Origin of the sequence: Streptococcus oralis subsp. tigurinus (assembly GCF_002096275.1) — a bacterium.
GTDB lineage: Bacteria > Bacillota > Bacilli > Lactobacillales > Streptococcaceae > Streptococcus > Streptococcus oralis_CN.
The window spans coordinates 105,168-119,605 of the sequence record NZ_NCUG01000018.1 but is presented as its reverse complement, the minus strand read 5'-3'; the positions used below and the strand labels follow the sequence as shown (position 1 = coordinate 119,605).

The 14,438-nt window shown below is 41.6% G+C and carries 11 protein-coding genes; 4 read left to right on the top strand and 7 right to left on the bottom strand.

Annotation, left to right across the window (positions count from 1 at the left end; genetic code table 11):
• Positions 1 to 10: 10 nt before the first annotated feature.
• Together uvrB and B7725_RS05690 are read right to left on the bottom strand one after the other, a co-directional pair.
• The gene (gene uvrB / locus B7725_RS05695; protein ID WP_084875053.1) at positions 11 to 1,999 is read right to left on the bottom strand and encodes an excinuclease ABC subunit UvrB; all 1,989 of its coding nucleotides are present in this window, start codon (positions 1,997 to 1,999) and stop codon (positions 11 to 13) included.
• 76 nt (positions 2,000 to 2,075) lie between these two features.
• A complete protein-coding gene (locus B7725_RS05690) occupies positions 2,076 to 3,029 on the bottom strand; it encodes a CPBP family intramembrane glutamic endopeptidase (RefSeq protein WP_061598330.1) in 954 nt (317 codons plus the stop codon).
• A 172-nt stretch (positions 3,030 to 3,201) separates the two neighbouring features.
• Here B7725_RS05690 and B7725_RS05685 point away from each other — a divergent pair, with 172 nt between their 5' ends.
• From B7725_RS05685 to zwf, 3 genes are all read left to right on the top strand, one after another.
• Positions 3,202 to 5,367 (top strand): ABC transporter substrate-binding protein/permease, encoded by a 2,166-nt coding sequence (locus B7725_RS05685; protein WP_084875051.1) that lies wholly within the window; start codon positions 3,202 to 3,204, stop codon positions 5,365 to 5,367.
• Positions 5,367 to 6,107, top strand: coding sequence for an amino acid ABC transporter ATP-binding protein (locus B7725_RS05680; RefSeq protein ID WP_007516801.1), 741 nt, complete (start codon positions 5,367 to 5,369; stop codon positions 6,105 to 6,107). Before B7725_RS05685 ends, B7725_RS05680 begins: the two co-directional genes overlap by 1 nt.
• A 148-nt stretch (positions 6,108 to 6,255) precedes the next feature.
• Positions 6,256 to 7,743 carry a glucose-6-phosphate dehydrogenase gene (zwf, locus tag B7725_RS05675; protein WP_084875049.1) on the top strand — a complete coding sequence of 496 codons (1,488 nt, stop codon included), beginning with the start codon at positions 6,256 to 6,258 and terminating at the stop codon, positions 7,741 to 7,743.
• A gap of 44 nt (positions 7,744 to 7,787) precedes the next feature.
• Here zwf and ftsY read toward each other — a convergent pair whose 3' ends face one another.
• From ftsY to B7725_RS05660, 3 genes are read right to left on the bottom strand one after another with little or no spacing between them, the layout of a single operon-like run.
• On the bottom strand, positions 7,788 to 9,089 hold the full coding sequence (ftsY, locus tag B7725_RS05670) for a signal recognition particle-docking protein FtsY (protein WP_000522294.1): 1,302 nt from the start codon (positions 9,087 to 9,089) through the stop codon (positions 7,788 to 7,790).
• A 3-nt stretch (positions 9,090 to 9,092) separates the two neighbouring features.
• Positions 9,093 to 9,911 (bottom strand): Cof-type HAD-IIB family hydrolase, encoded by an 819-nt coding sequence (locus B7725_RS05665; protein WP_084875047.1) that lies wholly within the window; start codon positions 9,909 to 9,911, stop codon positions 9,093 to 9,095.
• The gene (locus tag B7725_RS05660) at positions 9,911 to 10,702 is read right to left on the bottom strand and encodes a Cof-type HAD-IIB family hydrolase (protein ID WP_025168510.1); all 792 of its coding nucleotides are present in this window, start codon (positions 10,700 to 10,702) and stop codon (positions 9,911 to 9,913) included. The genes B7725_RS05665 and B7725_RS05660 overlap by 1 nt, the downstream gene beginning before the upstream one ends.
• Before the next feature lie 205 nt (positions 10,703 to 10,907).
• Here B7725_RS05660 and B7725_RS05655 point away from each other — a divergent pair, with 205 nt between their 5' ends.
• Entirely contained in the window at positions 10,908 to 11,603 is a 696-nt protein-coding gene (locus B7725_RS05655) for a VIT1/CCC1 transporter family protein (RefSeq protein ID WP_000136037.1), read from the top strand.
• 39 nt (positions 11,604 to 11,642) lie between these two features.
• Here the strand turns inward: B7725_RS05655 and B7725_RS05650 are convergent, their stop codons facing one another.
• Together B7725_RS05650 and B7725_RS05645 are read right to left on the bottom strand one after the other, a co-directional pair.
• Positions 11,643 to 13,631, bottom strand: a complete 1,989-nt coding sequence (locus tag B7725_RS05650; protein ID WP_084875046.1) for an ABC transporter permease — start codon at positions 13,629 to 13,631, stop codon at positions 11,643 to 11,645.
• Position 13,632: 1 nt separating this feature from the next.
• Positions 13,633 to 14,391, bottom strand: coding sequence for an ABC transporter ATP-binding protein (locus B7725_RS05645; RefSeq protein ID WP_084875044.1), 759 nt, complete (start codon positions 14,389 to 14,391; stop codon positions 13,633 to 13,635).
• Between the last annotated feature and the right edge of the window lie 47 nt (positions 14,392 to 14,438).

Below are 14,438 nucleotides of genomic sequence, written 5' to 3'. Positions count from 1 at the left end.
TTATCCTTCCCTATCCCAACGCCTTGACTTCCAACATCATATCCCGAATCTGGGCGGCAAGTTCAAAATCAAGCACTTCGACGGCTTCTTGCATTTGTTTCTCCAGTTTCTTGACGAGTTCTTTGCGCTCTTGTTTGTTGAGACTGTTGATATCGACTTCCTTGTCCTCCTCCTTAGCAACTGCCTTGGTTACAGCAATCAGGTCACGGATTTCTTTCTTAATAGTTTGTGGAATAATGCCATGTTCTTCATTATAAGCCATCTGGATTTTACGGCGACGAGCCGTTTCATCAATGGCTTTTTGCATGGACTGAGTCATGGTATCAGCATACATAATCACATGGCCTTCACAATTACGAGCAGCACGACCAATGGTCTGAATCAGTCCACGTTCGTTACGAAGGAAACCTTCTTTATCGGCATCGAGAATAGCAACTAGACTAACTTCTGGCACGTCAATCCCCTCACGAAGGAGGTTAATTCCAACCAAGACATCAAAGACTCCCAAGCGCAGGTCACGGATAATCTCCGTCCGCTCCAAGGTCTTGATATCCGAGTGCATATATTTGACCTTAATCCCCATTTCTTTGAAATAGTCGGTCAAGTCTTCCGCCATTTTCTTGGTCAAGGTAGTGATAAAGGTGCGCTCATTCTTTTCAACACGGGCATTGATCTCACCCAGGAGGTCATCAATCTGTCCCATAGTTGGACGGACTTCAACTTCTGGATCCAAAAGACCTGTTGGACGGATGATTTGTTCAATCACAGTGTCCGTTTGTTCCATCTCATAATCGCCAGGTGTCGCTGAAACGTAGACAATCTGGTGGACATGACTTTCAAACTCTTCACGACGAAGGGGACGATTGTCTAGGGCAGACGGCAAACGGAAACCATAATTCACCAACATTTCTTTACGAGAACGGTCTCCATTGTACATGCCCTTGATTTGCCCCATGGTCATGTGGCTCTCATCAATCATAATCAGGAAATCATCTAGGAAGAAATCAAGAAGGGTGTACGGTGGCTCTCCTTCACTCCGTCCATCCATGTGACGTGAGTAATTTTCAACACCATTTGTATAGCCCATCTCACGGAGCATCTCAATATCGTATTCTGTTCGTTGTTTTAAGCGTTGCGCTTCCAACAGTTTGCCTTCCTTCTCAAAGATAGCTAGCTGCTCCTCCAACTCAGCCACAATCTTGGCAATAGCTACTTCCATATGGTCATCATTGGTCACAAAGTGAGTCGCAGGGAAAATAGCCAAATGATCCACTTCTCCGAGAACTTGACCAGTTAAAGCTTCAACTTCACGAATACGATCAATCTCATCTCCGAAAAACTCAACACGAAAAGCATGCTCATCACGAGAGGCTGGGAAAATCTCCACTACATCCCCACGAACGCGAAATCTTCCCCGTTGGAAATCAATATCATTGCGTTCAAACTGGATATCAACCAAGTCATTCAGAAGTTTATCACGAGAAATCTCAAGGCCTGGACGGAGACTAACGACGCTATCAGCGTATTCCTTGGGTGAACCTAAACCATAAATACAAGAGACAGAAGCCACAACGATGACATCATTACGCTCCAGAAGGGCTGAAGTCGCTGAGTGGCGGAGCTTGTCAATCTCATCATTAACAGAACTGTCTTTTTCAATGTAGGTATCGCTAGAAGGGACATAGGCCTCGGGTTGGTAATAATCATAGTAAGATACAAAATACTCAACAGCATTTTCAGGGAAAAATTCTTTAAATTCCCCATAGAGCTGACCAGCTAGGGTTTTGTTGTGGGCAATGACCAAAGTTGGTTTATTGACTTTGGAAATGACCTGACTCATGGTATAAGTCTTCCCAGTACCTGTCGCCCCCATCAAAATTTGGGCTTTCTCTCCACCTTCAATATTATCAACCAACTGCTCAATTGCCTGGGGTTGATCTCCTGAAGGTTCGTATTTTGATACTAGTTTAAATTGATTGTCTGTAATCCGATTGATCATAAGAATCCTCTCTCCATGTGCTATTCCTATTTTAGCATACTTGTAGCATTTTCACGAAGAAAAGGACGGACCGAAGTCACATCCTTTCATTTTCTTTCTTTAATTGATAAGCGAGATAGACAATCAGCAGTAGCAATACCAGACTTGCCATGATAGAACCTTCTATGCCAAAAGAACCACCTGATAACCATCCTTGATTGCCTTGTGGTAAAAAGGTCATCAGAGACGTTCCTGATGGTTGACCACTAACTAAAATGCCAAAAAGATTTCCCTGAGCAAAATTCCAAGCCCCATGAATACCTGCAATACCCCAAACTGTATCGGTTTTGAGAAGGTAAAGAGCCATGGCAACTCCGAATAAGAAGAGATTCACTAGAGATAGAGGTGTTAGACCAGAATTTCCCACATGAAGCAGGGTAAAGAATATGCTAGATATGACAACAGCAAGTTTTAGATTGGTTCTTGAGGCCAATTGTGGAAGAAGCCAAGCACGGGACACCACTTCTTCTGCTGTCCCCTGTAAAATCCAAAATGGGATAGTAAAGACGACAAAAGTAAGCGAATAAGGATTCAAGCGAATGGATTCCAAACGATATTGCCCCAAGACCATCAAACCTAACAAGGTCAGAAGAAAAAGTGCCAAACCTAGGCCAAATCCTTTCAGAAGACTGCTAAGGAAATTTTCTCTATAAAATCCCAAGGTTCTAATAGATCTTTTCTCAACTTTTTTAGTCCATCTGAACACAGTGTTGAGAATAAAACCAAAGGACAGCAATGCTAAAATTAAACGAAAGTCACTTGTTTTATCCGTCAAGCTCTGCTGCAAGGTTTGCAAGTAAGTTGCAAGATTTTGACCAGCCTCTCCAAAATTTCTAGCAAGTCCGATGAGAGCTAACAAGCTAATACCATACAAAGTATATGCAACAAACTCTCCTATAAAGACAAAAACAAAGGCTAACAAAGGACTTGTGTAAATATTTAAACTCATTTGGGAAGATTGGAAGTCTTTAAATATTCTTTTATTCTTCATGTTCCTGCCCTCATTTCTTCTATTACATACTATTATTATATCATTTTATAGTAGCAATTCAAGAAGGAAAATAAAACATAGATGTTATATTTTCTGACACAAAAATATAAAAATTTGCCTTTTCACCTTTTTTCTGGTATAATGGAAAAATATTCGAAAAAGGAGACTAAAAATGAAGAAAAAAATACTAGCATGTTTGCTCATTTTATTTCCCATTTTCTCACTAGGTATGGCAAAAGCTGATACTGTTAAGATTGTGTCTGATACAGCTTACGCACCTTTTGAGTTTAAAGATTCAGATCAAACCTATAAAGGAATTGATGTTGATATTATCAATAAAGTCGCAGAAATCAAAGGATGGAATATCCAAATGTCTTATCCTGGCTTTGATGCAGCTGTAAATGCAGTGCAGTCAGGTCAAGCAGATGCTATTATGGCAGGTATGACAAAAACAAAAGAACGTGAAAATGTCTTTACCATGTCTGATACCTATTATGATACAAAAGTTGTCATTGCTACCACAAAGGCAAATAAAATCACCAAATATGAGGAACTTAGCGGGAAAACAGTTGGTGTTAAGAACGGAACTGCCGCTCAACGCTTCCTCGAAAGTATCAAAGATAAGTACGGCTTCTCTATTAAAACCTTTGATACAAGTGATTTGATGAATAACAGTCTAAGTGCTGGTGCTGTAAATGCCATCATGGATGACAAACCTGTTATTGAGTATGCGATTAACCAAGGACAAGATCTCAGCATCAATATGGATGGTGAGGCTGTTGGAAGCTTTGCCTTTGGTGTCAAGAAAGGGAGCAAGTATGAACACTTGGTTACCGAGTTTAACGAAGCCCTAGCACAAATGAAGAAGGATGGTAGCTTGGAGCAAATCATCCAAAAGTGGACGGCTTCTAAAACTACGGCAAGCCCAACAATAACTACTGCTGCTGGACAAAAAGCTACTCCTGTGAAAAGCAAGTACATTATTGCCAGCGACTCATCTTTCGCCCCATTCGTCTTTCAAAATTCAAGCAATCAATACACCGGTATTGATATGGACCTCATCAAGGCCATTGCCAAAGATCAAGGTTTTGAAATTGAGATTACCAACCCAGGATTTGACGCAGCCATTAGTGCTGTTCAAGCTGGACAAGCAGATGGTATCATTGCTGGTATGTCTGTAACAGATGCCCGTAAGGAAACATTTGACTTCTCAGAATCATACTACACAGCAAATACGATTCTCGGTGTGAAAGAATCAAGCACAATCGCTTCTTATGAAGACCTCAAGGATAAAACTGTCGGTGTTAAAAACGGAACTGCTTCTCAAACCTTCCTTACTGAAAACCAAAGCAAATACGGCTATAAGATTAAAACCTTTGCAGATGGCGCTTCTATGTATGACAGTCTGAACACTGGATCTATTGATGCTGTGATGGATGATGAGCCAGTTCTCAAATATTCTATCAGCCAAGGTCAAAAATTGAAAACGCCAATTGCTGGAACTCCAATCGGTGAAACAGCCTTTGCGGTTAAAAAAGGCACAAATCCTGAATTGATCCAGATGTTCAATAACGGACTTGCGAACCTCAAAGCTAACGGAGAATTCCAAAAAATTCTTGACAAGTATCTAGCTAGCGAAACTTCAACTGACTCAACAAGTACGGTTGACGAAACAACTATCTGGGGCTTGCTTCAAAACAACTACAAACAACTTCTCAGTGGACTTGGAATCACTCTTGCCCTTGCGCTTATTTCATTTGCAATTGCCATTGTAATTGGTATTATCTTTGGTATGTTTAGCGTTAGCCCATACAAATCTCTTCGTCTGATCTCTGAGATTTTCGTTGACGTTATTCGTGGTATTCCATTGATGATTCTTGCTGCCTTCATCTTCTGGGGTATTCCAAACTTCATCGAGTCCATTACAGGCCAACAAAGTCCAATCAATGACTTTGTAGCTGGTACTATTGCCCTCTCACTTAATGCGGCAGCTTATATCGCTGAAATCGTTCGTGGTGGGATTCAAGCTGTTCCAGTTGGGCAAATGGAAGCCAGCCGCAGTCTTGGTATCTCTTATGGAAAAACCATGCGTAAGATTATCTTGCCACAAGCGACTAAATTGATGTTGCCAAACTTTGTCAACCAATTCGTTATCGCTCTTAAAGATACAACCATCGTATCTGCTATCGGTTTGGTGGAACTTTTCCAAACTGGTAAGATCATCATCGCCCGTAACTACCAAAGTTTCAAGATGTATGCAATCCTTGCTATCTTCTATCTTGTAATTATCACGCTTTTGACTAGACTAGCGAAACGCTTAGAAAAGAGGATTCGTTAATGGCAAAACTAAAAATTGATGTAAATGATTTGCATAAGTATTATGGAAAAAATGAAGTTTTAAAAGGCATTACTACTAAATTCTATGAAGGAGATGTTGTCTGTATCATCGGTCCTTCGGGTTCTGGTAAATCCACTTTCCTCCGTAGCCTTAACCTTCTCGAGGAGGTAACGAGTGGTCACATCACTGTGAATGGTTATGATTTGACTGACAAATCAACCAATGTCGACCATGTTCGTGAGAACGTGGGAATGGTTTTCCAACATTTCAACCTCTTCCCTCACATGTCCGTTCTAGAGAATATCACTTTTGCTCCTATTGAACACAAACGAATGACCAAAGAAGAAGCTGAGAAATTGGGGATGGAGTTGCTTGAAAAGGTTGGACTAGCAGATAAAGCTAATGCCAATCCAGATAGTCTTTCAGGTGGTCAGAAACAACGTGTAGCTATCGCTCGTGGACTTGCCATGAATCCTGATATCATGCTCTTTGATGAGCCAACTTCCGCTCTTGACCCTGAGATGGTCGGAGATGTACTGAATGTTATGAAGGAATTAGCAGAGCAAGGCATGACCATGATCATTGTAACCCACGAGATGGGATTTGCTCGTCAGGTGGCTAACCGTGTTATCTTTACGGCTGATGGTGAATTCCTGGAAGATGGGACACCAGATCAAATCTTTGATAACCCACAACACCCTCGTCTAAAAGAATTTTTGGACAAGGTCTTAAACGTATAAAACGAAAGTGTGAGGTTCTCCTTACACTTTTTTAATTGCGTATTGGATTTTTGATTTTTTTGAAAATTATGATAAAATAAAAGCTATGACAATGAGGAAATCTCATCCCTAGTCCAACTAGGAAAAAATATAGAAATTAGGTAGCTAGATGTCATCAAAGGTTATTGTTACAATTTTCGGTGCGAGTGGAGATTTAGCTAAACGCAAACTCTACCCTTCCCTTTTCAGACTCTATAAATCAGGCAATCTCTCTGAACATTTTGCAGTTATCGGAACAGCTCGTAGACCTTGGAGTAAGGAATATTTTGAATCTGTAGTTGTCGAGTCCATCCTTGATTTGGCAGATAGTACCGAGCAAGCCCAGGAATTTGCTAGCCACTTCTACTATCAAAGCCATGATGTGAATGATACGGAACATTACATTGCTTTGCGCCAATTACAAGCTGAGCTCAATGAAAAATACCAAGCTGAACACAACAAGCTCTTCTTCTTGTCTATGGCACCTCAGTTCTTTGGAACTATTGCCAAGCACCTCAAATCTGAAAACATTGTTGATGGCAAAGGTTTTGAGCGCTTGATCGTTGAGAAACCATTTGGTACAGACTACGAAACAGCTAGCAAACTCAATGAAGATCTCCTTGCGGCCTTTGATGAAGAGCAAATCTACCGTATTGACCATTACCTAGGTAAAGAGATGATTCAGAGTATCTTTGCTGTTCGTTTTGCCAACATGATCTTTGAGAATGTTTGGAACCGTGAACACATCGATAATATTCAGATTACCTTTGCGGAACGTTTGGGTGTTGAAGAACGCGGTGGCTACTATGATCAATCTGGTGCCCTTCGAGACATGGTTCAAAACCACACACTTCAGCTTTTGTCACTCCTTGCTATGGACAAGCCTGCAAGTTTTACAAAGGATGAGATTCGTGCTGAAAAGATAAAAGTCTTTAAAAACCTCTATCATCCAACTGAGGAAGAATTGAAAGAACACTTTATCCGTGGTCAATACCGTTCTGGAAAGATTGATGGTAAGAAATACATTTCCTACCGTAGCGAACCAAATGTCGACCCAGAATCTACAACAGAAACCTTTGCATCTGGCGCCTTCTTTGTAGACAGTGATCGCTTCCGTGGTGTTCCCTTCTTCTTCCGTACAGGGAAACGCCTGACGGAAAAAGGCACTCATGTCAATATCGTCTTTAAGCAAATGGACTCTATCTTCGGAGAACCATTGGCTCCAAATATCTTGACCATCTATATCCAACCAACTGAAGGATTCTCTCTCAGCCTCAATGGTAAACAAGTCGGTGAGGAATTTAACCTGGCACCAAGCTCTCTGGATTACCGTACAGATGCTACTGCTACTGGGGCCTCACCAGATCCTTACGAGAAATTAATCTACGATGTTTTGAACAACAACTCTACCAACTTTAGCCACTGGGATGAGGTAAGTGCTTCTTGGAAATTGATTGATCGTATCGAAGAGCTCTGGGCTGAAAATGGTGCCCCACTTCATGACTATAAAGCCGGAAGTATGGGGCCGCAAGCTAGCTTTGACTTACTTGAGAAGTATGGAGCCAAATGGACCTGGCAACCAGATATCGCCTATCGTGAAGATGGCCGTTTAGAATAGCAAAAATATCCTGCAAGTCAATCTTGCAGGATTTTTATTTTGTATTAAATCAAGCCTTCTAAGAGACCCTTCATAAAGTTTTCTGAGTTAAATTCCCCGATATCATCGATTTTTTCACCGAAACCAATCAATTTTACAGGGATATTAAGTTCTTCGCGGATAGCCAGAACAACACCACCTCGGGCAGTACCGTCAATTTTTGTCAAAACAATTCCTGTCAATGGTGTTATCTTAGAAAATTCCTTAGCTTGTACTAGGGCATTCTGTCCAGTTGAAGCATCGAGTGCCAGGAAGGTTTCATGGGGTGCTTCTGGCACGACACGTTTGATAATACGACCAATTTTTTCCAACTCAGCCATGAGGTTGTCCTTGTTTTGCAGACGGCCTGCTGTATCAATCATGAGAATATCAATTCCTTCAGCTACAGCGCGTTCCATCCCATCAAAGACAACACTTGCTGGATCAGCCTTTTCAGGCCCTGTCACAACAGGAACATCCACACGGCGGCCCCATTCTGCTAACTGGGCAACGGCTCCAGCACGGAAGGTATCCGCAGCAACCAGCATGACTTTCTTGCCAGCTTGTTTGTAACGATGAGCTAATTTCCCGATAGAAGTTGTTTTCCCAACACCATTGACTCCGACAAAGAGCATGACTGTCAAACCATCTTGGAAATGGATTTGTTCATCGTAGTTGCCATCCTTCTCATAGAGTTCAACCAATTTCTCGATAATGACACGACGAAGTGCCTCAGGCTTCTTAGCGTTTTCGAGTTTAGCTTCATAGCGTAGTTCTTCTGTTAAGTTTGAAGCAACCTGCACACCGACATCGCTCATGATGAGCAGTTCTTCCAATTCCTCGAAGAATTCTTCATCGACAGAACGGAAGTTAGCAAAGAAGGCATTCAAGCGTGCTCCGAATCCCGTACGGGTTTTCTTAAGACTGCGGTCATATTTTTCCTGCACGGTTTCTTCAACCTGAGGAAGTTTTTCTTCTACAACTTCAGACGCTAGCTCTTCTTCTGTCTCTTGGTTCTCTTCTTCTAGAGCTTCTTCTGTCTCTTGGATTCGCTCCAATTCATCAGCTTCTAGCTCAGGCTCTTCTTGGTCTGTTTCCTCAACCAATTCTGGTTCAATGACCTCATCTGTCGTGACCTGAGGAAGTTCTTCTCGAGCAAGAGTTTCTTCCACTTTGTCCGTTTCTGTCTCTTCTTGGCTTGTTTCCTCGACTGCTGTTTTGGTTTCTTCAACCTCTTCTGACAAATCAAGATTTTCCAGAGCTTCTTTTACAACATCTTCAATTTTCGGCTCTTCTTTTTTTCCGAATAGACGGTCAAATAATCCCATATTCTAGTCCTCCTTTAACACGTATTCCTCGATAGCCCAGGCAACGGCTTCCTCGTCGTTGGTCATCGGGGTAATCACATTGGCAACTGCCTTAACTGCTGGAACTGCATTTTGCATGGCAACTCCCAGACCAGCCCACTCAATCATGGAAAGGTCATTGGCCTCGTCCCCACAAGCCATGACTTGACTTTGATTGATTCCTAAGTGTTTAATTAATTTCGCTAAACCTGTTGCCTTGTGGACGTTTTTCGGTGACCATTCCAATAAGAGTTCACGCGATTTGAAGATTTCATATTGGTCAAACAATTCTGGAGAAATCTGTTGAATCGCTGCATCCAAAGGTTCTTTGGCAAAGGCAGTCACACATTTATTATATGTCATCTGACTAGATAAATCTTCAAAAGCGACAGGCACAAAAGTCAGGGCTGGGTTGAACTTGGCATAGAGACTTTCTTGATCCGACTGGATTTGATAGACTGTTCCTTCTGAAATAGCATCTAACGGTAGTCCGAGTTTTTCAGTTTCCTCGTACAAGCGTGCCACATCGTCGATTGAAAAAACCGTTTTATCGAGAATCTCTCCTGTATTTTTCTGTACCAGACCACCATTAAAGGTGATGGTGTACTCATCCTCCTGACCGTCAGTCCCTAGCTCATGGAGAAAGAAATCCATAGCCTTCAGAGGACGCCCCGTTGTCAGTACGACCTTGATGCCACGGTCACGCGCAGCTTTGAGGACCGCCTTGGTACGATCTGTCAGCTTTTTATCCGTTGTCAGCAAAGTACCGTCCAAATCAAGTGCAATCAATTTAATATCTGCCATTATAAGCCCTCCATATAAGCCATCACTGACTGGTCCTTATGGTGGCCAATCACTGCTTCTGCTAATTCTAAAATCTCTGGTCGCGCATTTTCAGGAGCGATTGGGTGTCCCACAACCTGCATCATGTGAAGGTCATTGAGATTATCTCCAAACGCCATAACCTGATCCATGGTTAGACCAAGTTTTTTGGATAACTCAACAACAGCCACACCCTTATCAACGTAGTCCAAGACAATATCAATGGATTCAAAACCAGTTGTCATGGCTTTCACACCAGGAACATTTTCGTTGACCCAGGACTCTCCAGCCTCTATCGTTTCTTCAGTAAAGTTCGTGGTAAATTTAAAAATCTCATCCGTGATATCTTCCAAACTCGCTACTTTTTGAATGTTTTCATTGTAGTGACGGCTAAACATGAGATAGATCTCATCCACTGTATCCAATACATAACAAGCTTTTTTCCCAGTCAAGAGCATTTTTCTTTCATCAAAATAGGGCGATTTCTTTAAAGCTTCAAAAGTGCTCAAGTAAAAGTCCCGAGACATAGTAGCCTCGTACATATCCTCACCATGAAACTCAACATAACTCCCATTTTCAGCTATAAAAATCACTTCATCACGCACATCCGCAAACAACTTTTTCAGGGACAGAATACCACGACCTGAAGCCACAGCAAAATAAATTCCCCTTTCCTTGTAGGAAACAAGCAAATTTTTGAGGCGTTCCATATCGAACCGCCCCTCTCCATCTAGAAAGGTTCCATCCATATCGGTTGCTACAAGTTTAATCATAAAATCCTTCATACTCCAATTGATAAATCTACCTTCTATTATACCATAGATAAGTTTAAAAAGGTCCAGTACAGTAGGATAGCACTACTTTTTCGGAGAAACTTCAAAAGGCCTAAAAATTAGAATCGTAGAACTTTTTTCAGATAGTTTAAAAAGTTTGTATTCCCCTTCTCTTTTCTCTATAATGGAGAGAAAGGAGATGACTATGACAGAAATAAAACACGAAATTGATGCAAACTTTGCAGGACGACTCAATATCCTGCGCGCGGGTGTTCTCGGTGCCAATGATGGAATTATTTCCATCGCTGGAGTCGTTATCGGTGTTGCCAGTGCGACAAGCAATATCTGGATTATCTTTTTATCAGGTTTAGCCGCTATCCTTGCTGGTGCTTTTTCAATGGCCGGTGGCGAATATGTCTCTGTATCCACTCAGAAAGACACGGAAGAAGCCGCTGTTGCCAGAGAACAGTTGCTCTTGGATAAAGACATCGAATCTGCAAAACAATCCCTCTATGCTGCTTACCTTCAAAATGGTGAGTGTGAAACGTCAGCCCAACTCTTGACCAACAAGGCCTTTTTAAAAAATCCACTCAAAGCCTTGGTAGAAGAAAAGTATGGAATTGAGTACGAAGAGTTTACCAATCCTTGGCATGCTGCTATTTCTAGCTTTATCGCCTTTGTACTGGGAAGTCTTCCTCCTATGCTTTCGATCACTGTCTTTCCAAGTGACTATCGCATTCCTGCTACTGTTTTTATCGTGGCCCTTTCCCTTCTCGTCACTGGCTATACCAGTGCTAAATTAGGAAAAGCTCCTACGAAAACTGCTATGATCCGTAACCTCTGTATCGGACTTCTCACCATGGGAGTAACCTTCCTCTTAGGACAACTCTTTAGTATCTAAGATAAAAGAAATACCTCGATAAATATCGAGGTATCTTTTTTACATTTGCACAATCTTGCGATAGCTTCTTGAGGTAATCATAAAGATTAAAACATAGACGATGAGGAAGATGGCACAAATCGACAAAGTGACAGTCAACATCATGGTTGCATCTAGTACCCCAATGACTTTTAGGATGAGGCTAAGCATATGATAGGCAAAGGCAAGGTGTAGGAAAGCAAAGAGCAATGGGAGGAAGAAAACAGTTAGGACCTGTTTATTAATGGTTTGCTTGATTTGCTTTTGATCGAGACCGACTTTTTGCAAAATGATGAAGCGTTCACGGTCTTCATAGCCTTCAGAGATTTGTTTGTAGTAGATGACAAGAACAGTTCCCACCATAAAGATGATAGAGAGGAAAATACCGATAAAGAAGACCCCACCAAAGAGAGCACTCATCTGCGCACTACTATCAGCCAGATTGCTTCCGTAAACATAGCTTCCTTCTTTGTTTAATTCTCTATTAAAGTTGTTGACGAATTTTGAATAGTCATCTGCAATTTTAAGCTGCTCGTCCTCGCTAGCCGTTACATTCATACCACCATAGTATTGATTAAAGATGGAAGAATTAGGATACTGGTCAAGAAAGGCTTTCAAGTCAGGAACAACCAGATAGTTATAGTCCGAAGTTAGAATATTGTACTGATTTGGGACATGTTCAAGAATAAAATCTTTTTTGATTTCTTCCTTTATTGTATAGGTCTGGTCATTTAGAGTCAGTTCTTTCTGTCCTTGAAGTTCTTTGTTTTTAGTAAACAATCCGACTTCCTTACCTGAAAGTGCAAGTTTTTGCCCCGTCATATTCTCGTAGTCTTTTTGATCAAAGACCATAAAAATAGTTTTCGGTTGAACACGATTTTGACCTTTCTCAAAAATGGTTAATTTCGTACCTTCTTGATTTGCTACACCAAAGTTACTGTATGTAAGGACTTCTTTCTTTGTAACAGTCAATCCCTTATCACTAGCATACTGGTCTAGGAGTTTATTTATGTCTTCTTTTTCAACATTCTGTCCTGTAATTCCAAAATCATGTGGATTCATGACTTTCTTGAAAGTTTCTGAAGCCTTGAAGACGCTCGTTGTAGCAGACATAGTCACCAAGACCATGGTTGAGAGAATAGCAATCGTCGCCAGACCAACCGCATTTTTCTTCATACGAAAGATGAGATTGGATACGGAAATCATGTTGTTAGGTTGGTAATAGTAACGCTTGTTTTTCTTCAAGATTTGTAGGAAAACTGTAATCCCTGCATTGAACAAGAGATAGGTACCAAAGATTACCAGTAAGACCGCTACAAAGAAAATCAGCACAGCATTAAGTGGATTTTCAACGGTAACAGCTAGGAAATAGCCAGCTCCCATACTAATCAAACCTAGAATGGTTTGAAGGCCTAAGAAACGTCCTTTTTTCTCACCACTGGCTTTTTCACGAGAGAGCTGAAGGGCATTCATGCGGGCTATGCGAAAGGCATTGATAAAAACCAAACCTAGGAAAATAGCTCCAAAAACGATGAGAACTAGTATAAAGACAATTGGTTGGAAAGTCGAAACGAGCTCCACCTTCATTTTCATCAACTTCAGAAGAAGGGCAAAGATTAGCTTATCAAAGAGAGCTCCTAGGCCGAGACCAGCTGTCAGCGTTAAGGAACCAAAAATAAGAAGCTCCTTAAAAACCATACTGATCAAATGGCGCTTTTCAAGACCCAGCATACCATATATACCCAGCTCTTTGGAGCGGTTCTTCATGACAAAACTATTGGCATAAAGGACAATAATTCCAGAAGCGATGGTAACAACCACCATACCGAGAGCGAGGGTCATAGAGATAGTTTCTCCCCCTCGGATCTTGCCAATGTTAGGATTAAGTGACAGTGAGTAAAAGAGATAGGTGATGGTCACTGCTAAGAGAACAGCTAAAGCAAAGGGATAGTAGAGTTTGCGGTTTTTGATTAAGTTCGAAACCGCTAACTTATTGGTCAATCGAAACATACTAATTCACCTCGCTTGCCATAACAGTCAAGGTATCAGAGATTTCTTGGAACATCTGACGTTCGGTCTTGTCTCCACGGTAGATTTGGTTGTAGAGGATCCCGTCCTTGATAAAGAGAACACGCTTGGCCCTGCTGGCTGCTGCGGTTGAGTGGGTCACCATGAGAATGGTTTGCCCGCGCTCATTGATTTCATCAAAAACATCTAGAAGAGCTGCAGATGACTTGGAGTCAAGTGCCCCAGTTGGCTCATCCGCAAGGAGAATTTCAGGCTCGGTAATGATGGCGCGTGCTACTGCAACCCGCTGTTTTTGCCCACCAGAGATCTCGTAAGGGTACTTCTCTTGCAATTGGTTGATGCCCAAATTTTCAGCTGTCACTACCAATTTCTTCATCATATCCGTGATGGGTTTTCGTGATAATACTAGCGGAAGCAAGATATTGTCCTTAACAGACAGGGTATCTAGCAGGTTAAAGTCTTGGAAGACGAAGCCTAACTTCTCACGACGGAAACTCGAAGCCTGTGAATTCTTAATAGTGGCTGTGTCTATTCCGTTCAAGTAAACTTGACCACGAGTTGGTTTGTCCAGCATAGCTAGGATGTTGAGCAGGGTTGATTTCCCAGAACCAGACTCTCCCATGATGGCAACGTAGTCACCCTTTTCCACTGTAAAGTGAATGTCCTTGAGGGCCTCTACTTGGTTGCCTTGGAAACGTGTTTTGTAGATTTTTTGAACGTGTTTTACATCTAAAAGTGTCATGATTTTCTCCTTCTTAATATCCCATCAATTGAAACTGTGCTTGCATC